Raw genomic sequence first — 25,144 nt, forward strand, 5'->3', positions numbered from 1 at the left:
TACGCTCTTTTCCGGGCGATAAAACATAAAAAATTACTCACTGGTCATGTCTCTGGTACTGCTGGCGATAACCGCTACGTAACGCCTGTAACGCATATATGGCCTCGTCACACTTTCGCTCAAAATCCGCCAGCGGCGCGCCAAGAAGTACCGCGCTTGCCACTGCGGTTTTTTTAAAAGCTGTGAAAGCAGGTATTCAATGCTCTGCCCTGCCGTTATTCGTTTATGCAGTTCCGGCGCACTTTTGCGGATCGCCTCCAGAATAGCGGGGATCAGCGCAGAGAATTTCTCGCAGTGCTCCGCCGTTTCCCGTTTCCGCCAGCGCTGAAAAATGTTTATCCGGTTACGGCGCCATGCGTCGTAATCCACCGTTCCGTCGTCACGCTCGATACGGTGAACCGCTATTTCCGGTCGCGCCGGCTGCTCCAGGAATGCGCGGGTGATCAGTTGCGTGGCGGTTTCCTGGGTTATCTGTAGATATGCCAGCCATGACGATAACGCCTGACTGGCTGTTTCAGGGGTGATCATGGTTGTTCACCTTCGCTAATATGGTTCTGCTATCGTTCACATGAGGCGGGAAAACATCATCAAGAACACAGCGAGATCCCAGATGGTTAAGTGTGGCAACAATTTTTCGGCACTCCTCCAGTCCGGGTGTGCGAAAATTTGCTTCGTAGTTCGCCAGACGGCTCTGTATCCATCCCAAATGAGTCGCAAGCTGCCTTTGAGATAGCCCCAGTTGCTTTCTGTATGTTGAAATTTTGTTCATTTAAAACCTCCGAATTTTATTATTCACAATTCGTGAGCATAGTCAACTACACATACGTGAGTATCATCAATTTCACGTAGCGTGATAAAATTCCAAACATGAAAACGATTGCAGAACAAATTGGCGAACGTCTTAAAACTATCCGCCAAAACAGAGGATTAAGCATGGGACGACTGGCTAAGCTATGTGGCTGGTCGGGGTCGTCACGCATTGCAAATTACGAGGCTGGAACGCGGAGTATTGGAGCTGAGGATGCCATTACGCTTGGCCAAGTGCTTGGCATTTCCCCCGCAGAACTAATGTTCGGTAAGCAGGAAAATGCCAACTCATGGCTGAGTGATAACCAACAAAAGCTACTCGAATTGTTTAATCAACTGCCAGCATCAGAGCAAACACGTATGCTTGATCTGTTTGAAATCAGATTAAAAGAAATTGATGAGTATGTAGAACAATACCTTAGAAGCAGACAGCATAAAAAAGATACTCCATCCTCTTGAGCTAACCTCCCCTCTTAGTAATCCCGCAAATGCGGGATTTTTTTGCTTATCCATATCCCACCAAGAAAATAATGCTCACAATTCATATTGACAAATTACTCACGATATGTGAGCATTTGATGTATCAAGACAACGCCAGACCAGATAACAGCCGGACAATACCAAGAGTTATCCCGCTGCTGAGTCGGGCTAAGTAGCCAGCCTGAGGCATACGAACATGACGGCAGTTGTTGTTAAGTAACAAGCGCAGTAGATAAAACGTTCCGCCGCCGGGCGTTAAGCGGGAATGAGGTCAGCATGGATTTCAATACCCCCATGGAAAAGGCTTACCAGGAATACTTTCAAAGCCTTATCGAAGGTAAGGGGGCGCTATGCTTCGCAGAATTTGTAGAGGTACTGTCATGAAAATAGAAATATTCAGAATTGAAGGACGAGTTTGTTTACTCATATCCCCAATCAGTATCTCTATCGCGGAGCGCCTTGCTACTGCCATGGAAAACAGCGAAGTCGTTGCAGCTCTTGGTGCTTATCTCACATCCGTTGGCGAGGCACCAGATGGAGAACTCGTTGGGCTCTATCTCTACTTTGATCACCTCGATACCACTGCGTTCATAACGATCAATCATCTGATTGAAGCGGATAAGCCAGTCCCGATAATCGTCAGGTAGCACCCACGAATCGGTCAAAATTTCTTTGCATGATTCGTACTGATCGAGATTTTTGAACCAAAAAACACTAATTGGACGGGGTGTCATTTTTATGTCCTTACTGGTTGTGTGAGAACTCCAGTATACCACCGCCCCGATGTGGATAAAGACGGGCGTCAGCTCCACGATACGGAGCACGCAACACGAAAGCGCGTTCGCTACTTAACTAAGGTTGTCGTTAAATCCACCGATCCTGGTTGAGCGCGCTTCCGGTTGCGAGTGGAACCCGTGACATTGCTGTGTGTAGTCTTTGGCGGTACCAGTTCATTCCTTTCTGGTTTCCGCCCTTTTTAAAGCGAATTTTGTGGTGTGGTGAATGCGGCTAAGCGCACGCGGCACAGTTAAAAAGACATAACGGTCCTTCATGTTGTGGGTGGAAATAGTAGTCGGCGGTAATGGTTAACTGGTTATCGTCACCTGGAGGCACCAGGCACCGCACCAACAAAATTCGCTTATAAACAGGCAAAGAGGATAAAACGATGATACCTGTCATTACACCTCGTTCCGACTGGATGCGCAGTCCGGCTAAACAGCAGACTGCAATAAACAGAAAACCGGGATTGATTCGTAAAATTTATACTCTACTCACCCAGAAAGGAGACCCGACATTAATTAACTGCGCATATTGTCAGAAAGCAATACCGGAAGAGACCGCATACGAATATGAACTGATATATATGCACGGAACGCTTATTTCACGTAAAAAACAAAAATATTGCAGTAAACGCTGTGCCAGCCATGACCAGATGGCACATGAACTTTAATTAATCATTTACTGAAACAATAAAACTATGCCAGCAATGGCAGGGATTCACTCAACCTGAAAAAGGAAATAAAAATGAAAAATACAACGCCTGATGCAGCAGTATTACAGGAACTAAAAGAACTCACCAGCCGTATATTTAAGATATGCGAGCAAAACAATATGCCGGTAGTTATTGGCTATTCATACGAGTTAAACAGAAACGAAGATGGCTATTCAATAAATAAATCAATAACTGCATATGCAGATGAAAAAACAGGGGCATGGGACTCCACTATAGCCGCAGCAGCCATGTTGCTCAAAGTGAAAGACGTCCCCAGGGAGGTTATTGGTGCATTGAAGAGCTTGTCTGTTGCAAGTGATTTTGCGCGGGCGATGTCTGAGGCCTCAAAGGAAAAAAGCCTGCATTAAATGCAGGCGCTTCCCCGGCTTTACATCCCGGCGATGCTGAGGTGAGCGACCAGACCCACCACCAGAGACATGACCAGTGAGCACCCGGAGAGGATTTTCACTGGCAAAACGATTTTAATCTTAACTGAGGTTAAAAAACAATGAGTGAAAATAAAGAAGATTTTGCGTTGCACTGCCTTGTTAAAAATGAAGAGGCCAGAAAGCGGCTTGGAATAAAAGCAGGTTTCTTCTGGACTACAGCTAAAAAACTGTCGGTAGCCATTTCCCGCTGCATTGCTGCTATGGACGATAAGGGTTATGACGAGGACGATTTTAAAAAACCCGTTCGTGTAAATCTTCCTGCCATTGGCGACCTTCCCCCTGAAGGTGTGTTTGATACTGAATTCTGCAACCGTTACGAAAAAGGCGGCGAAGACGGAAAAACCATGATGCTGATCCCCGGCGCGGTTCCCGCAGACCAGTTTCATGAACAAATGGCAGCAGATGATGACGCCAGCAGTGACACGGCCTCCATGGATACTCCGGCTGACAGTGACAATACTGCCGGCGATCCCCTCCCCGCTTACGCTTATAACGTTAACGGCGAACCGATGGCTGATGTTGAAAAATCGATGTTTCATCCTGTCGCCACGCTGAGCGAACGCCATCGCATACTTTCTCAGTTCATTCTTGAAGATAAATTTTCACATCAAATCACGCCGGAACAGCTTGCCGAAGTCAGCCGCATGGAGCTGGAGATGAGTGACAACTATATCCAGGATATGTTGCTCGCCTGCCATAATGTGCCAGGTATACAAAAGCTGGATACTCCAGGTCTGTGGAAATTTACTGATGCCTTTAAACGGATTTTTCCGCGTGATAAGCAACGCACGCTGCATATGAAGATTAATTTTGCGCAGGCATACGCTGACGCACACCCCATCGACCGCGGTCTGCTGGTCAAAGAGTGGCAGAAAGGAAATCGCGTATCCTCCATCAACCGCACACCATCAGGCGCTAACGCTGGCGGTGGCATCCTTACCGATCGTGGGGAAGGTTTTGTTCACGATAAAGCGTCACTGGCCCGCGACGTTGCAATGGGTGTACTCGCCCGCTCAATGGACCTGGATATTTACAACCTGCATCAGGCGCATTCAAAACGAGTGGATGAAATTGTCGCGGACAATAAGCCTCCCTTCGATGTGTTCTGTAAGGCTTTTCTGAACATGCCCGGCGGTATGGATTATTCCCGTGCCATCGTGGTTGCGTCAGTGAAAGAAGCGCCGATCGGGATTGAAGCCATACCTGCACGCGTTACTGAGTATCTCAACCGTGTACTTACCGAAACCGACCACGCCAGCCCCGACCCGCTTATTGTTGATATCGCCTGTGGCCGTACATCTCAGCCCATGCCAGTGAAAGGGAGTGCAAACGATGATGAAGAAAAACCGCAACCGGCAGGCGAACTGGCAGATGAACCAGCAACGCCTGAAGCAGTGGAACAGGACACAACTGAACATCATCCGGACCCGCAGCCGCTGGAGAATGAGCCACCTGTAAGCCAGACAGAAGCAGGCTACAAGAAAATACTGGCAGAACTGCACGAAGCACGTAAAAACATTCCACCCAAAAACCCGGTTGATGTTGGTAAACAACTGGCAGCCGCGCGCGGTGAATATGTCGAAGGCATCAGCGCCCCGAACGATCCGAAGTGGGTTCATAACAATTACAGCGCCTCAAATCAGGGTGAAAAAGAAGAAGTGGTGCCGGAGGAAAAACAACCAGCAGCAGAGCCGGAGGCTGTCACCAGAAACGCAGACGGGACTTTCGACGTTTCAGCGCTGTTCAGTGCTCCCTCAAATCAGACCGAAAAAATGGAAGCCAGAACAGAAAGAGATGGAGAAACGCCGAAAGAGAGCAACCAGCAGGAAACGGCTGGCGATACAGGGCAGGAAATTACAACGGACGGTGGATCAGGTACTGGCGGTGATGAAGCTGGCGAAGCGGCAGATCCCGTAGAAAACGGAAATTTCACTGTCCCTGATGATATACAGCCAGGTATTTACTATGACATCCCTAACGAGGCGTATCACGCTGGCCCCGGCGTCAGTAAATCACAGCTTGACGATATCGCAGACACACCAGCAATTTATCTGTGGCGTAAAAATGCCCCCGTGGACACGGAGAAAACAAAGACTCTCGATACAGGAACGGCTTTTCACTGCCGGATACTGGAACCAGAGGAGTTCAGTAAACGCTTCATCATCGCTCCGGAATTTAACCGCCGTACCAGCGCAGGAAAAGAAGAAGAGAAAACCTTTCTGGAAGAGTGCGCCCGGACAGGAAGAACCGTGCTTACGGCAGAAGAAGGCCGGAAAATCGAACTTATGTACCAGAGTGTGATGGCGTTACCGCTGGGGCAGTGGCTGGTTGAAAGCGCCGGATATGCTGAATCATCAGTCTACTGGGAAGATCCGGAAACAGGAATTTTGTGTCGGTGCCGTCCGGACAAAATCATCCCTGAATTTCACTGGATCATGGATGTGAAAACCACTGCTGATATCCAGCGGTTCAGGACAGCTTATTACGATTATCGCTACCACGTACAGGACGCTTTCTACAGCGACGGTTATCGGGCGCAGTTCGGTGAGATACCCACCTTCGTCTTCCTTGTTGCCAGTACAACCGCCGAATGTGGGCGTTACCCGGTTGAGATTTTCATGATGGGTGAAGACGCAAAACTGGCAGGTCAGCGGGAATATCGTCGCAATCTGCAAACCCTGGCCGAATGCCTTAGTAACGATGAATGGCCTGCCATTAAAACTTTATCACTGCCCCGCTGGGCGAAGGAGAATGCAAATGCCTAAACAGCCACCTATTGCAAAAGCCGACCTGCAAAAAACACAGGGAGCACGCACCCCGACGGCAGTGAAAAATAACAACGATGTGATCAGCTTTATCAACCAGCCTTCCATGAAAGAACAACTGGCGGCGGCCCTGCCCCGCCACATGACAGCGGAACGCATGATCCGGATAGCCACAACGGAAATCCGAAAAGTTCCGGCACTGGGTGACTGTGACACCATGAGTTTTGTCAGCGCCATCGTTCAGTGTTCCCAGCTTGGGCTGGAGCCCGGCGGCGCGCTCGGTCATGCCTATCTGCTGCCGTTCGGAAACAAAAACGAAAAGTCAGGCAAAAAAAACGTTCAGTTAATTATTGGATACCGGGGAATGATCGACCTTGCCCGCCGTTCCGGACAGATTGCAAGTCTTTCCGCGCGCGTCGTCCGCGAAGGTGACGATTTCAGCTTCGAGTTTGGTCTGGAAGAAAAGCTGGTACACCGTCCGGGTGAGAACGAAGATGCACCGGTTACTCATGTCTATGCCGTTGCCCGCCTTAAAGATGGTGGCACACAGTTTGAGGTAATGACCCGTAAACAGATAGAGCTGGTACGGGCACAGAGCAAAGCCGGTAACAACGGCCCGTGGGTTACTCACTGGGAGGAAATGGCCAAAAAAACCGCCATACGCCGCCTGTTCAAATACCTGCCTGTATCCATTGAGATCCAGCGCGCGGTATCAATGGACGAAAAGGAGACGCTGACTATCGATCCGGCTGATGCGTCTGTCATCACAGGTGAGTACAGCGTCGTCGAAAACGCTGGCGTGGAAGAGAACGTGACCGCATAACGGAGACTGGCGGTCGCTGACCGCCTGAAGTGAAGGTGCTTTATTAATGTACAAATATAGAATAACCGCCATCGTCAAAAAGCCGGGTAATTCCCCGACAAACTGGGTTCGTTTTTCTGACAAAAAAATGAATAAAGCCGAGTGTGAAAAAATGCTGGCCGGCAGAACTGAAGCCGGAAAATCACGCGAAGAGAAAGTCACGCTGGAAAAGTTTAAATGTATTAAGGAATAAAGATCGCCTGCTGAATAATTAATTAACCGTAAAAATGCTTTTAAACACCGCTCACGCGGCGGGATTCGTACAGCCTGAATGAGGGAGGTAATTGCAGCATGAAGAAGTCTGTCTGTATGTTCTGCGGCACCCCGGCCACCCTGCTTTGTGACGGGATCATCGGCTGGGATGCCGATGAGGACAAACACGGGTACATGAAAAAATGTCGTGCCATGTTCACCTGCGATGCACCCGTGTGCCGGAACTGCGCTACATGGCATGGCAACATATTTTTCGATGGAAAGATCCGGATGATGGATACACGCGACCTTTGCCCCCTGTGCCAGAAGTTACACGAAGCCGGCGAATCCATACGCGTTGCAGAGCACCAGAAAAACTCCGCCCTGCCGCAACCCTGCCTGACTGAAGAGCAGGCTGACAGGATACGCGCCGCGCATTGGGCAGGATTTACAGGACGGCGCGCCGGAGATGTAAAAGTTTTACCGGGCGGCGGTCAGCAGTCCTTCAAATTTTAACCTGATCATTGATGTTCAACCCCGACCGACCGCCACACCGTATAGTTGGCGGCGGTCATGAAGTAAAGAGACATGACTATGAGCTTTGTGAGACTTGAAACCTGGGGTGAATTAAATTATCCCGATGATCCTCCACCTCTCACAACATTAAGACGATGGGCGCGAAACGGAAATATTTACCCGACTCCAGTATTACATGGCAGGACGTATCGGGTTAATCCGGACGCGTTTTATATCAAGCCGAATAAAGTGGGACTGGTGCTTGAACAACACCATCCTAACGGGCGAACTGGTAAAAAAAGTGCGTTGCTGGAGCGGTTAATAAATGAGTCAAAAAAAGTATGATGCTAATCTCCCCAAAAATCTGACTTATAGAAGATCCAGGAAAACATTCGCCTGGAGAAATCCATTAACTAATGAAGAAATTCAGCTAGGTCAGATTTCACGCAGGGATGCAATTGCTCAGGCAATCGAAGCCAATCACTTTATTGCGAAAAACTATACCCCCGTAGGGCTGATTGAAAAGCTAAAAGGAACGGACTCACTCACCGTTACAAAGTGGGCAGAACAGTATGAAATACTATTAAAACGGCGTAACCTGTCAGCTAATACATATAAGATACGCGGAAATCAGTTAGAAACAATAAAAGAGAAAATAGGGAGAATGCTTTTAATAGAAGTATCTACTCGCCATATTGCTGAATTTCTGGAAACTTGGATAGCAGAGGGGAAAAACACAATGGCCGGAGCCATGCGTTCTGTACTTTCCGACATGTTCAGGGAGGCTATAGTTCGAGGACATATTGCGCATAATCCAGTGGAGCCAACACGCTCCCCCAAGATCGAAGTCGCTCGTGATCGTCTGAGACTGGATGTATATAACAAAATTAGGGAGGCAGCAGAACAACTTCCTGCATGGTTCCCGCTGGCTATGGATCTAGCCCTTGTTACCGGACAGCGACGGGAGGATCTATCATGCATGAAGTTCAGTCACATTATTGATGAGCGACTGTACGTTAAGCAAATCAAGACCGGGATGAAAATCGCTCTGCCACTTTCGCTCAACCTTCCTTCCATGGGTTTACGCCTCAGTACGGTGATTGATCGCTGCCGCCTGGTAAGCCGTAGCGAATACCTTATCAGCGCTGGCATACGCAAAAACAGCCCGAACGGGAGTATTCATCCTGACAGCCTGACTAAAAAATTTGTTGCGGCACGAAAATTGACCGGAATAAATTTCAGTGAAAACCCACCGCCGTTTCACGAGATCCGCAGCTTATCCGGACGACTGTATAAAGATGCTTACGGGGAAGGGTTTGCTCAGAAACTCCTGGGGCATACTTCCGAGAACACAACAAAAATGTACCTTGATGAGCGAGACGAAAAGGCATACATGATGCTCTAATTTTCTGTTTTAAAAATGTTAAATCAGATTTTGTTGTGATATAAAGGAAAAAGACCGAATACAGAAATTCGGACAAATTTCGGACATTTTCGGACAAACGTTTTTAATTACTTGATTTATAAGAAAAATAAAAAGAGACCGAATACGATTCCTGTATTCGGTCCAGGGAAATGGCTCTTGGGAGAGAGCCGTGCGCTAAAAGTTGGCATTAATGCAGGCTAAATCGCCTTGCCCTTTAAGAATAGATGACGACGCCAGGTTTTCCAGTTTGTGACGAAGGTGATTGAAAAAACCTGGCGTTTTGTCTGTCATCAGAGATAAAAAAACCGTAAGCCTTTTCGTGAAGGTTTACGGTTTTTTATTAAAAATCAGTCAGCTATTGGATGGATCACAAAGCTTTTGCGCACGTTCGATAAACGGCGCCAGACTCATTTTCTCACCGGGCTTCGCCGGGTTATCGATTTGAATGACGGCAATAGGCTGAGCGCGCGTTTTACCCTCCGCTACTTGCTGTTCGGCAATAGCATTCAAGGGATACTGCACCAGAGTACTGGGGTTGATCACATAGAGCGCCTGGCCAGGCCGACAGGTCAACATGACCTCTTCCCGATTAAACGCCCACTTGTCTTTTCCTACTTCAAAACGACTTACGGTAATCACCTGCGGCGCCGCCAACGCTACGCCCGAAGTGGCCAGCAGAAGCGCCGGAAGGAGTATTTTTTTCATTCGTTATGCCAGTCCATCAGAAAGGTTCGAGGGTTGCAAACAGGCTGACGATCGCCAGAACTATGCCTCCAACTCCCCATTCAATTTGCGTCATCCTGACAAACCATAGGTCAGTCCGGGGATTTTCCTGTCGCATACGTGGTACGAGAACATACCGATTCGTCAGCGCAATTGCTACCATAAGCACCACCAGCGCACATTTTAACAAAAGCAACTGTCCATAGGTGGTCTGCCAGATAGCGGTAAATCCCGTGATAAATAGCGTGTTGCCAATGCCTGTGAGCAATACGCCCGCCACAAAAAAGTGACCATAACGAGAAAAACGCATCATGGCGCTAATGGCATGTTGACGCCAGCGTCCCTGAGCCATGCGCATACAATAAACCACTGGCAACAGCCCACCAAACCAGGCTGCGGCACAGAGTAAATGCAGAGCATGGTTAATCTGCTGTAATGTTCCCGCTACACCGTCGCGCATCGTCGCATGTCCAACGCCTGCCAGCAGGATAAACTGAGCAACGGTTAGAATAAGAAGCCGTCGTTGCATTTTTACCGGCGCAATGACTACCACCGCCAGCGTGACCAGCGCGAGGATAATTTGCCATATCCAGACCGCGCCAAAGCGGGTTTGCAGTACCGCGCCCCACACCGAGACGGAAAAAACATCGGGCCAGCCGCCGCCCATCAGTCCGCCCTGAATCGCCAGCATGAAAGCCGCGCTGATAACGCTCCAGGCGGCGGCATGTTGTTGCAGATGTAAAAATCGACGCGTCATTAAACGACGAATTGATGCGGGTGCCAGCCAGGCGCCGTAAAGCGCGCAGCCGTAGACCAGCATCAAACTAGCAAAATGAATAAATCGGAGAGTTATCCAGACGAATGTCAGCATCATTTATTTCACGCTGAAGGTGTATTTCCCTTTTGTTTTATGTCCATCCACCGACACAACGTGCCAGTCTACCGTGTAAGTGCCAGATTTTAACGGCTGCTCAAGCGGGATAATCAACTGCGTTTTATCCTGTTCATTTCGCTTTGCCGGGCGCGTTTTGATGAGCTCTTGCTGAGGGCCAGTAATGGTTGCGCCGCTGAATCCTGGCTCAATCCCTTCAGAAAAATTCAGAGTCAGCGCCTGTGGCGAGGCCGTAACGGCAGCATTCGCCGCTGGATACTGATGCGTCAGGTGCGCATGTGCCCAGGCCGCTGGCGTCGCAAATGTCGATGCCAGCAGCACTAAAGCTAAACGTCGCGATGGTGCAGAAGAAGCCATATTCACTATTCCTTTTTGTTATACCTACGTTACAAAGAATAACCTTCAACAATCAATGAGTCGAGGATCATCATTTCCATCTTGCCATTACCGCGGACTCTTAGTACCTTCTGGCGGCAACAAAAAAGGAGACACGTATGAAAACAAATCTGGCTCAGCTTGAACAAGCGGAAATGGATAAAGTCAATGTGGACCTGGCGGCAGCCGGGGTGGCATTTAAAGAGCGCTACAATATGCCAGTTGTCGCGGAGGCGGTCGAACGTGAGCAGCCAGAGCATCTACGCGCCTGGTTTCGCGAGCGGCTGATTGCCCATCGTCTGGCTTCCGTATCACTATCCCGACTCCCTTACGAACCCAAAGTTAAATAAAAATTATATAACGTTACACTTCCTTACATGCAGACGACTACATTATAAGGCGATTCTTAACCTATGCTTTTTAGAATGGCTGTAGAGACTATGAAAAGGAAGTCATTATGTCCTCCTGGAAAATTGCTGCTGCGCAGTATGCGCCCCTGAACGCCTCGCCGGCGGAGCATGTCGCCCATCATCTGGAATATATTGAGCTTGCGGCTCGTCAACAGTGCGAACTGCTGGTCTTTCCGTCACTGTCGCTATTAGGCTGCGACGAAAGGAATAAATCGTTGCCCGCCCCGCCTGACGAGGCGCTTTTACAGCCGCTCACTCATGCGGCCGATACCCACCATATGACTATCATTGTGGGTATGCCTGTTGAGCATAACTGCCGCTTCGTAAAAGGCATCGCTATTTTTGCCCCATGGCTAGCGTCGCCGCTCATGTTTCACAAAAGTCATGGCGCCTGTATTGCCAGGCAGCGAAGCGCTATCAACGTGGTGGATGAGCAGCCAGAAGGTGATGATATAGATCCCTCATTTACGTTATTCACAACCAGTCAATGTCTTAACGAACCTGAACTACATGCTTCTACCTCACGCTTACAACGTTTTTCGCATAAATATGCGCTGGCCGTACTGATGGCCAATGCCTGTGGCAGTAGCGCGCTGTGGGATGAAAGCGGGCAACTTATTGTTCGTGCCGATTGCGGTTCGCTATTACTGACGGGCCTGCGCACAACGGAGGGTTGGCAAGGCGATATCATTCCATTACGCTAAGATCTTTCGGTGAGGAATGAATCATGTTGCGGATTATAGACACGGAAACCTGCGGGCTGCAGGGCGGGATCGTAGAGATAGCCTCTGTAGATGTCATTGATGGCAACATTGTCAATCCCATGAGTCACCTGATACGCCCCGATCGCCCTATTACGCCGCAGGCGATGGCGATACACCGTATTACCGAAGCCATGGTCGCCGATAAGCCGTGGATTGAAGATGTCATACCGCTTTATTACGGTAGTGAGTGGTATGTCGCTCACAATGCCAGTTTCGACAGACGCGTATTACCTGAATTGCCGGGTGAGTGGATCTGTACCATGAAGTTGTCGCGACGCCTGTGGCCGGGAATAAAATACAGCAATATGGCGCTCTATAAATCACGCAAACTAAGCGTACAAACGCCGCCGGGGCTGCATCATCACCGGGCGCTTTATGATTGCTATATCACCGCCGCCTTGCTGATTGATATTATGCGAACCACCGGCTGGACCGCGGAAGAAATGGTCAATATCACGGGCCGTCCTGCGCTGTTAACCACTTTCCCGTTCGGTAAATACCGCGGTAAGGCGGTATCTGAAGTCGCAAAACGCGATCCGGGCTATTTACGCTGGCTTTTTAATAACCTTGATAATATGAGCCCGGAACTTCGCCTGACGCTTAAACACTACCTGGAAGATGTTCAGGCTGGCGAGCAACGCAGCAATGGAACACCACAATAACCCGCGACGCTCACAAGCCATTGCGGGCGCGCGTCTATGCGCTATGTAAGGTTCCCTGCGCCAGGCCGATTAAAAAGGCGAACTCCAGCGCGACGCCTTCGTAGGATTTAAACCGCCCCGACTTACCACCGTGCCCGGAGTCCATATCCGTACATAACAGCAGCAGACGTTGGTCCGTTTTTAGCTCGCGTAATTTTGCCACCCACTTCGCCGGTTCCCAGTATTGCACCTGGGAATCGTGCAATCCTGTCGTCACCAGCAGGTGCGGATAGTCCTGCGCTTTGACATTGTCATAAGGACTATAGCTTTTCATATAGTCATAATACTCAATATCCTGCGGGTTCCCCCACTCTTCAAACTCTCCTGTCGTTAGTGGGATCGACTCATCCAGCATCGTGGTTAATACATCAACAAAGGGTACCTGGGCAATAACGCCGTGGAAAAGCTCGGGGCGTTCGTTGATAGCGACGCCCATTAGCATTCCGCCCGCGCTCCCGCCCATCCCATAACACAGCGACGGTGAACCGTAACCCAGTTTTAATAAGGCATCGCAGGCATCAAGATAGTCATTAAAAGTATTCCGCTTTTTGAGGAATTTGCCATCTTCATACCACTGCTGCCCCAGCTCACCGCCGCCGCGAACGTGTACGATTGCGTAAACAAAGCCACGATCCAGCAAGCTCAGTCGGCTGCTGCTGAAGTCGGCGTCAATACTGGAACCGTAAGATCCGTAGCCGTAAACCAGAAGCGGATTTTGCCCTTTACGAAAATACTTCTGATGATAAACCAGCGATACTGGCACTTCGACGCCGTCGCGTGCGGTGATCCACAGGTGTTCGCTCTGATAACAGCCAGAATCAAACCCAGGCACTTCCGTCTGTTTAAGTACCCGTCGTTCTCCGGTATCCATATCCAGTTCAAACAAGGTATCTGGCGTCGTCATTGAAGAATAGCCGTAACGCAGCCGGGAGGTCTCAGGTTCGGGATTATAGGCAAGCCACGTCACGTAAGCCGGATCGTCAAAGGCGATGCCTATCACTTCACGGGTTTTACGGTTAATTTGCCGCAGGCTGGTAAGCCCCCGTTGACGCTCTTCGACCACTAACCAGTCGGTAAACAGGGTAAACCCTTCCAGCATAATATGCTCGCGCGGAGGGATCAGTTCTTCCCAGGCGTTTTCATTGCGCACGCGGGTACGGTACAACCCAAAGTTTTTACCGTTCCGGTTAGAACGCAGGTAAAACTTATGTTGATAGTGATCGAGACTATATTCATGGTCTTTGCGGCGCGGTAAAAATGAAAACGGCTCGGCATCGGCCAGTTCCGCGTCAAGTAATAGCACTTCGCTAGTGGTGGCGCTGGCAAGATGAATCACCACATAATGCTGCGAAGTGGTTTTATGCAGGCTGACATAAAAGGTATCGTCTTTCTCTTCATATACCAGTTCATCTTGCGATGACGGAGTGCCAATCGTGTGCCGCCAAACTTGATAGGGCAGCAGCGTCTTCTTATGCTTACGCACATAGTAAAGGGTCAGGGAATCATTGGCCCAGACAAATTCAGGCGCAACGTTATCCAGCAGTTCCGGATACCAGTTACCGCTTTCGAGGTTACGAAAACGCAACCCATACTGACGACGGGATAAATAATCTTCCGCCAGCGCCATGATGGTATTATCCGGCGTAATGGCAAGTCCGCCGAGCGTATAAAATTCGCTGTGCGCGGCCCGCTGGTTCGCATCGAGCAAGGTTTCCCACACATCCCACTCTTCGCTTAACGCCGATTGTCGTTGATAGATGGCATATTCGCAGCCGGGTTCATAGATATAACGGTAGCGATAGCCGTTTTTCACATACGGAGCGGAAACTTCTCTGGGCGGGATGCGATCGATAATTTCTTTTAGAATGCGGTCCTGTAACGCCTGCTGAGAGGTCATGACCTTCCGGCCATACTCATTTTCCTGATGCAGGTAATCAAGGACTTCCGGCTGCGAGCGAGTGTCATCTCGCAGCCAGTAATAATTATCAATGCGCGTATCGCCATGTACGGTCATGGCATAGGGAATTCGATTGGCTTTTGGCAACATGTCGTTTTTTCTTTTGCGTTAATATTTGTTATATATCACGCGGCAAACACAGCGGCGTAGCATGGTAGTCCCGGTCGCTCACCTCGGTAAGCGCCTGAGATGTCACTGCTTCGCCGCTATCCTGCAACATGAATGACGTAAACTATCCATCCTATAAGGGTGGCAAAAGACACGCATGATGCAAGCGAAACATGTTACTTAATGGCAGGTTATCAGCCTGGTAGCGCCTGTTTTTGCTGCTGCAAGTCCTGCTCGATACCGTCCCGAACCTCCTGAGGAATTTTTAGCGCGTCTCCTAACGCATTCAGATAGCTACGTTCCATAAAGTGGTCAATATCAATGGCGGCGCAGCTCAGGAAGTAGATTTCCAGGGCTTCTTCTTCATTGCGAACGCCCTGTGCCAGACGTTGTGGATCAAGCGGCTGCTCAATAGCTTTCTCGATAAACACGCGCCCTTGCTCTTCAACACCTGATTCTCGCAGTTGGTGCTCAATCGCCGCGCGTTCTTTGGCATCAATATGCCCATCGCTTTTTGCAGCAAAAACCAGCGCCAGGATCAGTCGCTCAGTGCGAACATCCAGCGGCGTACTTTGGCTGCCGAATTGCGGCTCCCCCTGATGCGCAGCGCGTACTTTATCTTTGTACTTATTCCACAATACGGAACCCGCTACCGCGCCGCCGCCCACCAGCAAAGCGCCAGTACCGTATTTAGTTAATAATTTGCGCGAAGACTTATTGGCGACCAACAGTCCAGCCAGACCGCCCAGCGCGCCGGGAACCAGCAGTTTATTTAACCCCTGTTCACCGGAAGGCGATGCAGAAGCGCCTTTTTGCCCAAGAAGTGATTGTAATTGGTTCAACCAGTTAGCCATAGTACCCCTCAAATACAGACCAATAATGGTCAAGCGTACCTGAGGGGATGTCAGGAATTGTCTGTTCCGGCAAAAGAAGCGCAAATTACGCTGCTAGCGGGGCTTATATTCCGCCTCGCCGGCTTTGCAATCAACGATGACCTGATAATGAATATCGGCACTTTTACCGCGAACGGTTAGCGGCACTGTCCATTTATCATTTTGACCCACAACATCCTGCACATTAACCCACGCGACCGGGTCAGCCTGCCCGACCTTTTTTTGGTCGTCTGCCCACCGCACGATACGATTTTGCTGGTAGTCGCGCTTCACGCTTGCCGCAACCCCGGCGGCATCCAGCCCTTCACACTGCGGAAACTTAACCGATTTACTCTCGGTGGATGCCGCAAATGCCGATACGCTGGCGGATAACAACAGCAGGCTCAACAACGCTCCTCTTTTATTCATACTTTTCTCCTTAGCACAATGATTCAGGAAAAGCATGGTACAAAACGCCGGGAGCGCAAGTACGGGTTCAGGCGGCTTGCTTTTTCGTTTTACTCGCGGCGTCCTTTTCAACCGCCTGCGGAGAAGGCAACTTACCGGTTTTGAGGATAGTGCTTAACACCTCTTTATGTTCCGCCAGCCACAGCGACAACGCCTCGCGCTGCCCATCTTCCAGCACGACTGGCGACTGCTCAAGCCAGGTATCAAGAAGATCGGCAGTATCGAGCATTTTGTCCCAGGCGTCGGCTTCCTTTTTACTGGTAAATGACATCTTCTCCTCACCCTCGCGAATGACTACGTATTTAACTTCAACCGCCATTTTGCAGCCCCTTATTTACCTGTGTTTATATACAGTATATTGCAAGGCGGCAAGAAAAGCAATCTATTCGAAAAGACATGCGCAAACGTTTTCGTATATACTGCGCGCAGGTAAATAAGGGGACAGAAATATGACGCTATTAGGCACTGCGCTGCGTCCGGCAGCAACGCGGGTGATGTTATTAGGGGCAGGAGAATTAGGAAAAGAGGTGGCGATTGAATGCCAACGCCTGGGGATCGAGGTTATCGCCGTCGATCGCTATCCTGATGCTCCCGCCATGCATGTGGCTCACCGTTCACACGTCATTAATATGCTGGACGGCGAGGCGCTACGTCATGTGATTACAGAGGAAAAACCGCATTATATCGTGCCGGAAATAGAAGCGATCGCCACCGATACGCTGCGCGAGCTGGAGGGCGAAGGGCTGAATGTCGTGCCTTGCGCCCGTGCAACGCAGCTCACGATGAACCGCGAAGGGATCCGTCGCCTGGCCGCAGAAGAATTAGGTCTGCCGACATCGACGTATCGCTTTGCCGACAGTGAGGCCAGTTTTCATGATGCGGTAGCCGCAGTGGGTTTTCCTTGCATCGTCAAACCGGTCATGAGCTCTTCCGGCAAAGGCCAGAGCTTTATCCGCTCGGCCGAACAGCTCGCGCAGGCATGGGAGTATGCTCAACAGGGCGGACGCGCTGGCGCGGGTCGCGTGATTGTGGAAGGCGTGGTTAAATTTGATTTTGAAATTACGCTGCTCACCGTTAGCGCCGTCGATGGCGTGCATTTCTGCGCGCCGGTCGGTCATCGTCAGCAAGATGGCGACTATCGCGAATCCTGGCAGCCACAGCAGATGAGCGAACTGGCGCTGAAGCGGGCGCAAGAGATTGCCCGTCATGTGGTACTGGCGTTAGGCGGTCATGGTCTGTTCGGCGTTGAACTCTTCGTCTGTGGCGATGAAGTCATTTTCAGCGAAGTCTCCCCTCGCCCGCACGATACCGGAATGGTGACGTTGATTTCTCAGGATCTTTCTGAGTTTGCGCTGCATGTGCGCGCCTTTCTGGGAATGCCCATAGGCGCTATTCGCCAGTATGGTCCCGCTGCCTCGGCCGTGATTCTGCCGCAGCTTACCAGTCAAAATGTGACGTTTGATAATGTACACGCGGCGGTAGGGGCCGGAGTGCAGGTACGGCTGTTTGGTAAGCCTGAGATCGACGGCACCCGTCGTCTTGGTGTAGCGTTAGCGACAGGTGAAAACGTTGAAGAAGCGGTGATAAGAGCGAAAAAGGCCGCCAGCCGCGTGACGGTAAAAGGCTAATGCGCCATCGCCTGATGGCGACGTTAGCGCATTTTTATCAGACCTGACTGATCGCCACTCGTAAGCCCGATAAGCAAGCGCCATCGGGCATTTAACGGCTTACTGTTTCGCGCCTTCTACCGCTTCGCGCGCCAGTTTGGTGATGCGATCGTAATCACCCGCTTCCAGCGCGTCGGCCGGCACCAGCCAGGAACCGCCGATGCACAACACGCTTTTCAGCGCCAGATAGTCACGATAGTTTGCCGGAGAGATGCCGCCGGTTGGGCAGAAACGTACCTGAGAGAACGGACCGGCAATCGCCTGCAACGCTTTAGTGCCGCCATTCGCTTCCGCCGGGAAGAATTTGAACTCTTTCAGACCATAGTCCATGCCCAACATCAGTTCAGAAACGGTGCTAATACCGGGAATCAATGGGATAGTGCCTGCCGTCGCGGCTTTCAGCAGTGGCTCAGTCAGTCCCGGGCTAATCGCAAATTGCGCGCCCGCTTCCGTCACCTCCGCCAACTGCTGCGGATTGAGAACGGTTCCGGCGCCGACAATCGCTTCCGGCACGTCTTTAGCGATAGCGCGAATAGCATCCATCGCGCAGGCCGTACGTAAGGTCACTTCCAGAACGCGAACGCCCCCGGCCACCAGCGCTTTAGCCATCGGCACCGCGTGCTCCAGTTTATTGACTACAATGACCGGGACAACCGGGCCGGTGGTCAGGATTGCTTCTGCACTTGTTTTCCAGTTTTTCATCGGAATTCTTCTCTCGCCTGATTACTAGTGTGTCATCTTAAAAAGTGATACAGGTTGCGCCCTGCTCCGCACCCGACAGCTTTTCGCGCAGCGCGCCAAACAACTCACGCCCCGTTCCGACGCGCGACGCGCTCAGGTCCGGAATATGAGGCTGACGAGCGGCAAGTTCCGCCTCGTCGACCAGCAGAGTTAACTCACCTGTCTGCCCATTCACGCGAATGATGTCGCCATCGCGCACTTTTGCCAGTAAGCCGCCATCGTAGGCTTCCGGCGTTACGTGGATAGCTGAAGGCACTTTACCCGAAGCGCCTGAAAGTCGTCCATCAGTAACTAACGCGATTTTGAAACGGCGGTCCAATAATACACCAAGTGGCGGCATGAGTTTATGTAATTCTGGCATTCCATTCGCTTTTGGTCCCTGATGACGCACGACAACGACACAATCCCGATCAAGCAGGCCCGCGTCAAACGCAGGCAGCACATCATGCTGACTTTCAAATACCATGGCAGGCGCTTCAATGATCTGGTTTTCAACCGGTACCGCAGACGTCTTCATTACTGCGCGCCCCAGATTACCGCTTAGCACCTTAGTACCGCCGTGAGGAGAGAACGGCTTATCAAAAGAGGCAATGACATCGTTATCCAGTGACCTTTCCGCGCCTTCACGCCAGTCCAGCTCGCCGTTGTTGAGCCAGGGCTCCAGCGTATAGCGTTTCAGGCCGAAGCCTGCGACAGTGTTAACGTCTTCGTGCAGCAATCCGGCATTGAGCAGCTCACGCATCAATACCGGTACGCCGCCCGCCGCCTGGAAGTGGTTAATGTCCGCCGGACCGTTCGGGTACAGACGCGCCATCAACGGAACCACTTCCGACAAATCCGAGAAGTCATCCCAGTTGATCAGAATGCCCGCCGCGCGCGCCATTGCAACCAGATGCATGGTGTGGTTGGTGGAACCGCCGGTAGCCAGCAGCGCGACAATGCCGTTCACCACGACTTTTTCGTCGATCATTTTACCGAGCGGCATCCACGTATTGCCGTTGCCGGTAAGACGTGTTACCTGACGTGCGGCAGCGGCAGTCAATGCCTCGCGCAGCGGCGCATCCGGATGCACAAACGAAGAACCCGGCAACTGCATTCCCATAAACTCCACCACCATCTGGTTGGTGTTGGCGGTGCCGTAAAATGTACAGGTGCCCGGCGCATGGTAAGAGGCGGCTTCCGACTCCAGCAGCGCCATTCTGTCTACTTTTCCTTCCGCATATAGCTGACGAATACGGACTTTTTCTTTATTCGGCAGGCCGCTCGCCATCGGGCCTGACGGAACAAAAATCGCGGGTAAATGACCAAAAGAGAGCGCGGCCATCGCCAGCCCCGGAACGATTTTGTCGCATACGCCGAGGAATAACGCGCCGTCAAACATATTGTGAGAAAGGCCTACTGCTGCCGACATCGCTATCACTTCGCGGCTGAGTAATGACAACTCCATGCCATCCTGACCTTGCGTAACGCCATCGCACATTGCCGGTACGCCGCCTGCGACCTGACCTACCGCATTCACGGAATGCAGGGCCTGACGAATAATCTGCGGATAATGTTCATACGGTTGATGCGCAGAGAGCATGTCATTGTAGGAGGTAATAATGGCGATATTATTGCGCAACATACTTTTCAGCGAGGCTTTGTCCTCTGGCTGACAGGCGGCGAAGCCATGCGCCAGGTTGCCGCAGGCCAGTTGAGATCGGTGGACCGTGGCGGTTTTCGCCTGCTCAATGCGGGCAAGATAGGCTTTTCGGGTCTGCTGCGACCGTTCGACAATGCGCTGTGTTACGCGTAACAAATTAGGATTCATAGAGGCTCCTGAAATTTATCTGTCCGGCTACCGGGTTTACCATGCGTTTCATCAATGTGGAAAGACAGTGAAATACATGATGTCCGGGGATAATGGGGCAAAATCGTTTCAGGCAGTGTAATAAAAAAAGCCTCGCAGGTGAATCCACACGAGGCTTAAAAGTGCAAAAATGATTCTACAATCTGTGTTAGATCATGTTACCGGTAAAATACCACCTAAGAGTGAGTGGTAAATTTACTCAAACTCATTCCACGAACGACCGTCACGGGTAATCATCGCCACGGACGCTACCGGTCCCCAGGTGCCCGCCTGATACGGCTTCGGCGCGTCGTTGTCCATCGCCCATGCTTCGGTAATGGAGTCCACCCACTTCCAGGCTTCTTCCACTTCGTCACGGCGGACAAACAGCGCCTGAATGCCACGCATCGTTTCCAGCAGCAGGCGCTCATATGCATCCGCCAGGTGCGTCTGATTAAAGGTTTCGGAGTAGCTCAGATCAAGCTTCGTGATCTGCAGATTATGCTTATGATCCAGCCCCGGTACTTTGTTAAGCACCTGAATATCTACGCCTTCATCCGGCTGCAGGCGAATCGTCAATTTGTTCTGCGGCAGGTCTTGCCAGGACTCTTTAAAGAGGTTCAGTTCAGGCGTCTTGAAATAAACCACGACTTCAGAGCACTTGGTTGGCAGACGCTTGCCGGTGCGCAGATAGAATGGCACGCCCGCCCAACGCCAGTTATCGATGTCGACGCGGATCGCGACGAAAGTTTCGGTGTTGCTGCTTTTATTCGCGCCCTCTTCTTCCAGATAGCCCGGCACCTTTTGCCCCTGCGCAAAGCCCGCGGTGTATTGACCACGAACCGTTTTTTCACGCACGTTGGAGCGATCAATCCGGCGCAGCGATTTCAACACTTTTACTTTTTCATCGCGAATACTGTCGGCGCTCAGGTCAGACGGCGGTGACATGGCAATCATGCAGAGAATTTGCAGCAAGTGGTTCTGGATCATATCGCGCATCTGACCGGCCTGGTCAAAGTATCCCCAGCGCCCTTCAATCCCCACCTCTTCCGCTACGGTAATCTCAACGTGATCGATAGTGCGGTTATCCCAGTTATTAACGAATAACGAGTTGGCAAAACGCAGCGCCAGCAGGTTGAGAACCGTTTCTTTGCCCAGATAGTGGTCGATACGATATACCTGGCACTCTTCAAAGTATTCGCCGACCCGATCGTTAATCTCACGCGAGGTCGCCAGCGAAGTACCCAACGGTTTTTCCATCACGACGCGCGCCGGTTTGGCGTTGAGTTTAGCCTCTCCTAACCCTTTGCAAATAGCGCCAAAGGTGCTGGGCGGCATCGCAAAATAGTTAATGGTGGTGCGGTTTTTTTGATCCAGCATATCGCCCAGGCGACTAAACGCAGGCGTATCGTTCACGTCAAGATTACAAAAATCCAGACGGCCGCTCAGCGTATCCCACAAGCCTTCATCAATTTTTTCCTTCATGAAGGTTTCCAGCGCCTCACGCACGACGTGGGTATAAGCTTCTTTATCCCAGTCCGCGCGCCCCACCCCAATGATCCGGGTATCCGGATGGATCTGGCCGGCTTTCTCAAGCTGATACAGGGAAGGCAGCAGTTTCCGGCGCGCCAGGTCGCCTTTCGCGCCGAAAATGACCAGGTCACATGCCTGGGCTGTTTGCGTTACCGCCATGTCATTCTCCTCAGTTAATCTCCTGGTACTTTAGCCAGGATATCGTTGTAATTTTATTACACAGCACTGTACTGCTTTTACGAGATTACGGAAACCGTAAACGCCTTTTCATAGGTGAACCGGCGTTTGATTGGCAATATAATCGGCAAAACGCCTAATAAAATTGTCGCTTTTCCACACAAGCTGGAACTTAAAATCCGACGTCGGTCATGTAATGAAAAAAAACGACACCTTTTTTAGCCATTTTGCCCCCTTTGACAGCCGCCAGGAGTAATATCTAACAAAACGCGCTCGGTTTCGCGCATCATTGAAATCGCTAATACCCATGAGCCTTGCTAATCATGAATATGCTGGAAAAAGTCCAGTCTCAACTGGAACATTTAAGCAAATCTGAACGAAAAGTCGCCGATGTTATTCTGGCCGCCCCAGGCAGATCGATTCACTTAAGCATTGCCATGCTGGCCCAGGAAGCTAACGTTAGCGAGCCAACGGTGAACCGTTTCTGTCGCAGCATGAATACCCGCGGCTTTCCTGATTTTAAACTGCATCTGGCGCAAAGTCTGGCAAATGGCACCCCCTATGTTAATCGCAATGTGGATGAAGATGACAGCGTTGAGGCCTATACAGGAAAAATCTTCGAGTCCGCCATGGCCAGTCTCGACCATGTTCGTCAGTCGCTGGATAAATCGGCCGTCAACCGCGCCGTCGATTTACTGACCCAGGCAAAAAAAATCGCCTTTTTTGGTCTTGGTTCCTCCGCCGCGGTCGCGCATGACGCCATGAATAAGTTTTTTCGCTTCAATGTGCCGGTGATTTACTCCGACGATATCGTGCTGCAACGGATGAGCTGTATGAATTGTAACGATGATGACGTCGTGGTGCTCATTTCGCATACTGGCAGAACCAAGAGCCTGGTGGAACTGGCGCAGTTGGCGCGGGAAAACGATGCGATGGTGATCGCCCTGACCTCCGCTGGAACGCCGCTGGCGCGCGAAGCCACGCTGGCCATTACCCTCGACGTACCGGAAGATACAGACATTTATATGCCCATGGTCTCTCGACTTGCTCAGCTGACCGTGATAGATGTGCTGGCAACGGGATTTACTTTGCGTCGCGGGGCAAAATTCAGAGATAACTTGAAGCGTGTCAAGGAAGCGCTCAAGGAATCGCGTTTTGATAAAGAATTACTCATCAGGAGTGATGACCGCTAAAAGCAATAACAATGTTCTACCCTTTTCGTCATCCGGGGACGTTCATTTTATACCGTTAAGGTTTCAGAACGACCGGATCAATGTTCACGCAACACCAAGTTGTTTTAGTCAACGGAGTATTACATGTCCAGAAGGCTTCGCAGAACCAAAATCGTTACCACGTTAGGCCCGGCAACTGACCGCGATAACAACCTTGAGAAGGTTATCGCCGCGGGCGCAAACGTAGTACGTATGAACTTCTCTCACGGCTCGCCGGAAGATCATAAAATGCGTGCTGATAAAGTCCGTGAGATTGCCGCCAAACTGGGGCGTCATGTGGCTATTTTAGGCGACCTGCAAGGGCCAAAAATTCGCGTTTCCACTTTTAAAGAAGGCAAAGTGTTCCTCAACATCGGGGACAAATTTCTGTTAGACGCTAACCTGGGTAAAGGCGAAGGCGACAAAGAAAAAGTCGGCATTGATTACAAAGGGTTGCCGGCAGACGTCGTTCCTGGCGATATCCTGCTGCTTGACGATGGTCGAGTGCAGTTGAAAGTGCTTGAAGTCCAGGGCATGAAAGTCTTTACCGAGGTCACCGTCGGCGGCCCGCTGTCTAACAATAAAGGCATTAACAAGCTCGGCGGCGGGCTTTCTGCTGAAGCGCTGACCGAAAAAGATAAAGCCGATATTCAAACCGCTGCGCTGATAGGCGTTGACTATCTGGCCGTCTCCTTCCCGCGCTGCGGCGAAGATCTGAACTACGCACGCCGCCTGGCACGCGACGCCGGCTGCGACGCGAAAATTGTGGCTAAAGTCGAACGCGCCGAAGCGGTATGCGACCAAAACGCCATGGACGATATCATTCTGGCCTCTGACGTTGTGATGGTCGCACGTGGCGATCTGGGCGTTGAAATCGGCGATCCGGAGCTGGTTGGTATCCAGAAAGCGCTGATTCGCCGTGCGCGTCAGCTAAACCGCGCAGTCATCACCGCAACGCAGATGATGGAGTCGATGATCACCAACCCGATGCCGACCCGTGCGGAAGTGATGGACGTGGCGAACGCCGTCCTGGATGGCACGGATGCGGTTATGCTGTCTGCCGAAACCGCAGCCGGTCAGTATCCTTCTGAAACCGTTGCCGCAATGGCGCGCGTCTGCCTGGGCGCAGAAAAAATCCCCAGCATCAATGTGTCTAAACACCGTCTCGACGTGCAGTTCGACAACGTTGAAGAAGCCATTGCCATGTCTGCGATGTATGCGGCAAACCATCTGAAAGGCGTTACCGCGATCATCACCATGACGGAATCCGGTCGTACCGCGCTAATGACTTCCCGTATCAGCTCCGGCCTGCCGATTTTCGCCATGTCGCGCCATGAACGCACGCTCAACCTGACCGCGCTCTACCGCGGAGTAACGCCGGTGCATTTTGATAGCGCGGCTGATGGCGTTGTCGCGGCGCATGAAGCTGTTAATCTGCTGCGCGATAAAGGGTATCTGGTTTCCGGCGACCTGGTTATCGTGACTCAGGGCGATGTCATGAGCACCGTCGGTTCAACCAATACCACGCGTATTTTGACCGTTGAGTAAAACTCCTCCAGGCCTGTTCAACAGGTAGTACAGGGTTTGTCAGCATAAAGCCTCTCTTACGAGAGGCTTTATTTATTTGATTGACCCGTCCTGAATAGCGTTGACACGTTCCAGACTTAAATCCGGAGAACGTGATGATGACTGAGTTCAAACGCACCCAACGCGATTATCCTCTATCCT

At 51.0% G+C, this 25,144-nt stretch carries 28 protein-coding genes; 15 read left to right on the forward strand and 13 right to left on the reverse strand.

Annotated features, from left to right (window positions below; all coding sequences use genetic code 11):
- Positions 1-33: 33 nt before the first annotated feature.
- Both ACLJR2_RS08965 and ACLJR2_RS08970 read right to left on the reverse strand, forming a co-directional pair.
- Positions 34-528, reverse strand: a complete 495-nt coding sequence (locus ACLJR2_RS08965) for a hypothetical protein (RefSeq protein WP_001534383.1) — start codon at positions 526-528, stop codon at positions 34-36.
- On the reverse strand, positions 515-769 hold the full coding sequence (locus tag ACLJR2_RS08970; RefSeq protein WP_001033911.1) for a helix-turn-helix domain-containing protein: 255 nt from the start codon (positions 767-769) through the stop codon (positions 515-517). The genes ACLJR2_RS08965 and ACLJR2_RS08970 overlap by 14 nt, the downstream gene beginning before the upstream one ends.
- 98 nt (positions 770-867) lie before the next feature.
- Here ACLJR2_RS08970 and ACLJR2_RS08975 point away from each other — a divergent pair, with 98 nt between their 5' ends.
- On the forward strand, positions 868-1,266 hold the full coding sequence (locus ACLJR2_RS08975; RefSeq protein WP_001574209.1) for a helix-turn-helix domain-containing protein: 399 nt from the start codon (positions 868-870) through the stop codon (positions 1,264-1,266).
- A 440-nt stretch (positions 1,267-1,706) separates the two neighbouring features.
- On the opposite strand, the gene ACLJR2_RS08980 is transcribed toward ACLJR2_RS08975, so the two are convergent.
- Positions 1,707-2,021: a hypothetical protein gene (locus ACLJR2_RS08980; RefSeq protein WP_001669535.1), complete on the reverse strand. Its 315-nt coding sequence runs from the start codon at positions 2,019-2,021 to the stop codon at positions 1,707-1,709.
- 431 nt (positions 2,022-2,452) lie between these two features.
- Here ACLJR2_RS08980 and ACLJR2_RS08985 point away from each other — a divergent pair, with 431 nt between their 5' ends.
- The 8 genes from ACLJR2_RS08985 (at position 2,453) to ACLJR2_RS09020 (ending at position 8,968) form a co-directional block, all read left to right on the forward strand.
- Positions 2,453-2,737, forward strand: a complete 285-nt coding sequence (locus ACLJR2_RS08985) for a YdaE family protein (protein WP_000613374.1) — start codon at positions 2,453-2,455, stop codon at positions 2,735-2,737.
- 74 nt (positions 2,738-2,811) lie between these two features.
- Positions 2,812-3,147 carry a hypothetical protein gene (locus tag ACLJR2_RS08990; protein WP_000799627.1) on the forward strand — a complete coding sequence of 112 codons (336 nt, stop codon included), beginning with the start codon at positions 2,812-2,814 and terminating at the stop codon, positions 3,145-3,147.
- A 140-nt stretch (positions 3,148-3,287) separates the two neighbouring features.
- On the forward strand, positions 3,288-5,993 hold the full coding sequence (gene recE, locus ACLJR2_RS08995) for an exodeoxyribonuclease VIII (protein WP_057515593.1): 2,706 nt from the start codon (positions 3,288-3,290) through the stop codon (positions 5,991-5,993).
- Positions 5,986-6,816 carry a recombination protein RecT gene (gene recT, locus ACLJR2_RS09000; RefSeq protein WP_001534364.1) on the forward strand — a complete coding sequence of 277 codons (831 nt, stop codon included), beginning with the start codon at positions 5,986-5,988 and terminating at the stop codon, positions 6,814-6,816. The genes recE and recT overlap by 8 nt, the downstream gene beginning before the upstream one ends.
- Before the next feature lie 46 nt (positions 6,817-6,862).
- Positions 6,863-7,048, forward strand: coding sequence for a DUF1187 family protein (locus tag ACLJR2_RS09005; RefSeq protein ID WP_001534356.1), 186 nt, complete (start codon positions 6,863-6,865; stop codon positions 7,046-7,048).
- Positions 7,049-7,146: 98 nt separating this feature from the next.
- Positions 7,147-7,563: a hypothetical protein gene (locus tag ACLJR2_RS09010; RefSeq protein WP_043991144.1), complete on the forward strand. Its 417-nt coding sequence runs from the start codon at positions 7,147-7,149 to the stop codon at positions 7,561-7,563.
- 72 nt (positions 7,564-7,635) lie between these two features.
- Positions 7,636-7,908, forward strand: coding sequence for an excisionase (locus ACLJR2_RS09015; protein WP_031617245.1), 273 nt, complete (start codon positions 7,636-7,638; stop codon positions 7,906-7,908).
- Complete coding sequence (locus ACLJR2_RS09020) at positions 7,889-8,968, forward strand: tyrosine-type recombinase/integrase (RefSeq protein WP_001534378.1); 1,080 nt, start codon at positions 7,889-7,891, stop codon at positions 8,966-8,968. Before ACLJR2_RS09015 ends, ACLJR2_RS09020 begins: the two co-directional genes overlap by 20 nt.
- 372 nt (positions 8,969-9,340) lie before the next feature.
- On the opposite strand, the gene ACLJR2_RS09025 is transcribed toward ACLJR2_RS09020, so the two are convergent.
- From ACLJR2_RS09025 to yobA, 3 genes are read right to left on the reverse strand one after another with little or no spacing between them, the layout of a single operon-like run.
- Positions 9,341-9,694: a YebY family protein gene (locus ACLJR2_RS09025; protein ID WP_000722368.1), complete on the reverse strand. Its 354-nt coding sequence runs from the start codon at positions 9,692-9,694 to the stop codon at positions 9,341-9,343.
- A 16-nt stretch (positions 9,695-9,710) separates the two neighbouring features.
- Positions 9,711-10,586: a copper homeostasis membrane protein CopD gene (gene copD, locus ACLJR2_RS09030; protein ID WP_000979688.1), complete on the reverse strand. Its 876-nt coding sequence runs from the start codon at positions 10,584-10,586 to the stop codon at positions 9,711-9,713.
- On the reverse strand, positions 10,587-10,961 hold the full coding sequence (gene yobA / locus ACLJR2_RS09035; RefSeq protein ID WP_000168397.1) for a CopC domain-containing protein YobA: 375 nt from the start codon (positions 10,959-10,961) through the stop codon (positions 10,587-10,589).
- Between the two features lie 137 nt (positions 10,962-11,098).
- Between yobA and ACLJR2_RS09040 the strand changes: the two genes are divergently transcribed.
- From ACLJR2_RS09040 to exoX, 3 genes are all read left to right on the forward strand, one after another.
- Entirely contained in the window at positions 11,099-11,329 is a 231-nt protein-coding gene (locus ACLJR2_RS09040) for a DNA polymerase III subunit theta (protein ID WP_000856224.1), read from the forward strand.
- A 107-nt stretch (positions 11,330-11,436) separates the two neighbouring features.
- Positions 11,437-12,093 (forward strand): carbon-nitrogen hydrolase family protein, encoded by a 657-nt coding sequence (locus ACLJR2_RS09045; protein ID WP_000100255.1) that lies wholly within the window; start codon positions 11,437-11,439, stop codon positions 12,091-12,093.
- Between the two features lie 23 nt (positions 12,094-12,116).
- The gene (gene exoX, locus ACLJR2_RS09050) at positions 12,117-12,815 is read left to right on the forward strand and encodes an exodeoxyribonuclease X (RefSeq protein WP_000944282.1); all 699 of its coding nucleotides are present in this window, start codon (positions 12,117-12,119) and stop codon (positions 12,813-12,815) included.
- Positions 12,816-12,849: 34 nt separating this feature from the next.
- On the opposite strand, the gene ptrB is transcribed toward exoX, so the two are convergent.
- The 4 genes from ptrB to yebG form a co-directional block, all read right to left on the reverse strand.
- Complete coding sequence (gene ptrB, locus ACLJR2_RS09055; RefSeq protein WP_000936999.1) at positions 12,850-14,901, reverse strand: oligopeptidase B; 2,052 nt, start codon at positions 14,899-14,901, stop codon at positions 12,850-12,852.
- Between the two features lie 212 nt (positions 14,902-15,113).
- The gene (locus ACLJR2_RS09060) at positions 15,114-15,773 is read right to left on the reverse strand and encodes a tellurite resistance TerB family protein (protein ID WP_000024707.1); all 660 of its coding nucleotides are present in this window, start codon (positions 15,771-15,773) and stop codon (positions 15,114-15,116) included.
- A gap of 93 nt (positions 15,774-15,866) precedes the next feature.
- A complete protein-coding gene (gene yebF, locus ACLJR2_RS09065; RefSeq protein WP_001042127.1) occupies positions 15,867-16,220 on the reverse strand; it encodes a protein YebF in 354 nt (117 codons plus the stop codon).
- A gap of 67 nt (positions 16,221-16,287) precedes the next feature.
- On the reverse strand, positions 16,288-16,578 hold the full coding sequence (yebG, locus tag ACLJR2_RS09070; protein ID WP_000257723.1) for a DNA damage-inducible protein YebG: 291 nt from the start codon (positions 16,576-16,578) through the stop codon (positions 16,288-16,290).
- A gap of 130 nt (positions 16,579-16,708) precedes the next feature.
- Between yebG and purT the strand changes: the two genes are divergently transcribed.
- On the forward strand, positions 16,709-17,887 hold the full coding sequence (purT, locus tag ACLJR2_RS09075) for a formate-dependent phosphoribosylglycinamide formyltransferase (RefSeq protein ID WP_000173428.1): 1,179 nt from the start codon (positions 16,709-16,711) through the stop codon (positions 17,885-17,887).
- A 99-nt stretch (positions 17,888-17,986) separates the two neighbouring features.
- On the opposite strand, the gene kdgA is transcribed toward purT, so the two are convergent.
- The 3 genes from kdgA to zwf form a co-directional block, all read right to left on the reverse strand.
- Positions 17,987-18,628 (reverse strand): bifunctional 4-hydroxy-2-oxoglutarate aldolase/2-dehydro-3-deoxy-phosphogluconate aldolase, encoded by a 642-nt coding sequence (gene kdgA / locus ACLJR2_RS09080; RefSeq protein ID WP_000800494.1) that lies wholly within the window; start codon positions 18,626-18,628, stop codon positions 17,987-17,989.
- A 37-nt stretch (positions 18,629-18,665) separates the two neighbouring features.
- Positions 18,666-20,477, reverse strand: a complete 1,812-nt coding sequence (edd, locus tag ACLJR2_RS09085; protein ID WP_001069124.1) for a phosphogluconate dehydratase — start codon at positions 20,475-20,477, stop codon at positions 18,666-18,668.
- A 234-nt stretch (positions 20,478-20,711) separates the two neighbouring features.
- On the reverse strand, positions 20,712-22,187 hold the full coding sequence (gene zwf / locus ACLJR2_RS09090) for a glucose-6-phosphate dehydrogenase (RefSeq protein ID WP_000301711.1): 1,476 nt from the start codon (positions 22,185-22,187) through the stop codon (positions 20,712-20,714).
- 341 nt (positions 22,188-22,528) lie between these two features.
- Between zwf and ACLJR2_RS09095 the strand changes: the two genes are divergently transcribed.
- Positions 22,529-23,398: a MurR/RpiR family transcriptional regulator gene (locus ACLJR2_RS09095; protein ID WP_001056719.1), complete on the forward strand. Its 870-nt coding sequence runs from the start codon at positions 22,529-22,531 to the stop codon at positions 23,396-23,398.
- Positions 23,399-23,521: 123 nt separating this feature from the next.
- On the forward strand, positions 23,522-24,964 hold the full coding sequence (gene pyk / locus ACLJR2_RS09100; RefSeq protein WP_000091156.1) for a pyruvate kinase: 1,443 nt from the start codon (positions 23,522-23,524) through the stop codon (positions 24,962-24,964).
- The last annotated feature ends 180 nt before the right edge of the window (positions 24,965-25,144 follow it).

It is taken from the genome of Salmonella sp. SAL03688, assembly GCF_046551895.1.
Lineage (GTDB): Bacteria > Pseudomonadota > Gammaproteobacteria > Enterobacterales > Enterobacteriaceae > Salmonella > Salmonella enterica.

What these genes read in the sequence shown, in the direction of transcription:
- ACLJR2_RS08985 (WP_000613374.1), top strand. Translation starts at nt 2,453, where the DNA reads ATGATACCTGTCATTACACCTCGTTCCGACTGGATGCGCAGTCCGGCT.
- exoX (WP_000944282.1), top strand. Translation starts at nt 12,117, where the DNA reads ATGTTGCGGATTATAGACACGGAAACCTGCGGGCTGCAGGGCGGGATC.
- yebF (WP_001042127.1), bottom strand. Translation starts at nt 16,220, where the DNA reads ATGAATAAAAGAGGAGCGTTGTTGAGCCTGCTGTTGTTATCCGCCAGC.
- ACLJR2_RS09040 (WP_000856224.1), top strand. Translation starts at nt 11,099, where the DNA reads ATGAAAACAAATCTGGCTCAGCTTGAACAAGCGGAAATGGATAAAGTC.
- ACLJR2_RS09045 (WP_000100255.1), top strand. Translation starts at nt 11,437, where the DNA reads ATGTCCTCCTGGAAAATTGCTGCTGCGCAGTATGCGCCCCTGAACGCC.
- ACLJR2_RS08980 (WP_001669535.1), bottom strand. Translation starts at nt 2,021, where the DNA reads ATGACACCCCGTCCAATTAGTGTTTTTTGGTTCAAAAATCTCGATCAG.
- ACLJR2_RS08965 (WP_001534383.1), bottom strand. Translation starts at nt 528, where the DNA reads ATGATCACCCCTGAAACAGCCAGTCAGGCGTTATCGTCATGGCTGGCA.
- kdgA (WP_000800494.1), bottom strand. Translation starts at nt 18,628, where the DNA reads ATGAAAAACTGGAAAACAAGTGCAGAAGCAATCCTGACCACCGGCCCG.
- ACLJR2_RS09060 (WP_000024707.1), bottom strand. Translation starts at nt 15,773, where the DNA reads ATGGCTAACTGGTTGAACCAATTACAATCACTTCTTGGGCAAAAAGGC.
- ACLJR2_RS09025 (WP_000722368.1), bottom strand. Translation starts at nt 9,694, where the DNA reads ATGAAAAAAATACTCCTTCCGGCGCTTCTGCTGGCCACTTCGGGCGTA.
- recT (WP_001534364.1), top strand. Translation starts at nt 5,986, where the DNA reads ATGCCTAAACAGCCACCTATTGCAAAAGCCGACCTGCAAAAAACACAG.
- ACLJR2_RS08990 (WP_000799627.1), top strand. Translation starts at nt 2,812, where the DNA reads ATGAAAAATACAACGCCTGATGCAGCAGTATTACAGGAACTAAAAGAA.
- edd (WP_001069124.1), bottom strand. Translation starts at nt 20,477, where the DNA reads ATGAATCCTAATTTGTTACGCGTAACACAGCGCATTGTCGAACGGTCG.
- ACLJR2_RS09010 (WP_043991144.1), top strand. Translation starts at nt 7,147, where the DNA reads ATGAAGAAGTCTGTCTGTATGTTCTGCGGCACCCCGGCCACCCTGCTT.
- zwf (WP_000301711.1), bottom strand. Translation starts at nt 22,187, where the DNA reads ATGGCGGTAACGCAAACAGCCCAGGCATGTGACCTGGTCATTTTCGGC.
- pyk (WP_000091156.1), top strand. Translation starts at nt 23,522, where the DNA reads ATGTCCAGAAGGCTTCGCAGAACCAAAATCGTTACCACGTTAGGCCCG.
- yobA (WP_000168397.1), bottom strand. Translation starts at nt 10,961, where the DNA reads ATGGCTTCTTCTGCACCATCGCGACGTTTAGCTTTAGTGCTGCTGGCA.
- ACLJR2_RS09015 (WP_031617245.1), top strand. Translation starts at nt 7,636, where the DNA reads ATGACTATGAGCTTTGTGAGACTTGAAACCTGGGGTGAATTAAATTAT.
- yebG (WP_000257723.1), bottom strand. Translation starts at nt 16,578, where the DNA reads ATGGCGGTTGAAGTTAAATACGTAGTCATTCGCGAGGGTGAGGAGAAG.
- ACLJR2_RS08975 (WP_001574209.1), top strand. Translation starts at nt 868, where the DNA reads ATGAAAACGATTGCAGAACAAATTGGCGAACGTCTTAAAACTATCCGC.
- purT (WP_000173428.1), top strand. Translation starts at nt 16,709, where the DNA reads ATGACGCTATTAGGCACTGCGCTGCGTCCGGCAGCAACGCGGGTGATG.
- ACLJR2_RS09005 (WP_001534356.1), top strand. Translation starts at nt 6,863, where the DNA reads ATGTACAAATATAGAATAACCGCCATCGTCAAAAAGCCGGGTAATTCC.
- copD (WP_000979688.1), bottom strand. Translation starts at nt 10,586, where the DNA reads ATGATGCTGACATTCGTCTGGATAACTCTCCGATTTATTCATTTTGCT.
- ACLJR2_RS09095 (WP_001056719.1), top strand. Translation starts at nt 22,529, where the DNA reads ATGAATATGCTGGAAAAAGTCCAGTCTCAACTGGAACATTTAAGCAAA.
- recE (WP_057515593.1), top strand. Translation starts at nt 3,288, where the DNA reads ATGAGTGAAAATAAAGAAGATTTTGCGTTGCACTGCCTTGTTAAAAAT.
- ACLJR2_RS09020 (WP_001534378.1), top strand. Translation starts at nt 7,889, where the DNA reads ATGAGTCAAAAAAAGTATGATGCTAATCTCCCCAAAAATCTGACTTAT.
- ACLJR2_RS08970 (WP_001033911.1), bottom strand. Translation starts at nt 769, where the DNA reads ATGAACAAAATTTCAACATACAGAAAGCAACTGGGGCTATCTCAAAGG.
- ptrB (WP_000936999.1), bottom strand. Translation starts at nt 14,901, where the DNA reads ATGTTGCCAAAAGCCAATCGAATTCCCTATGCCATGACCGTACATGGC.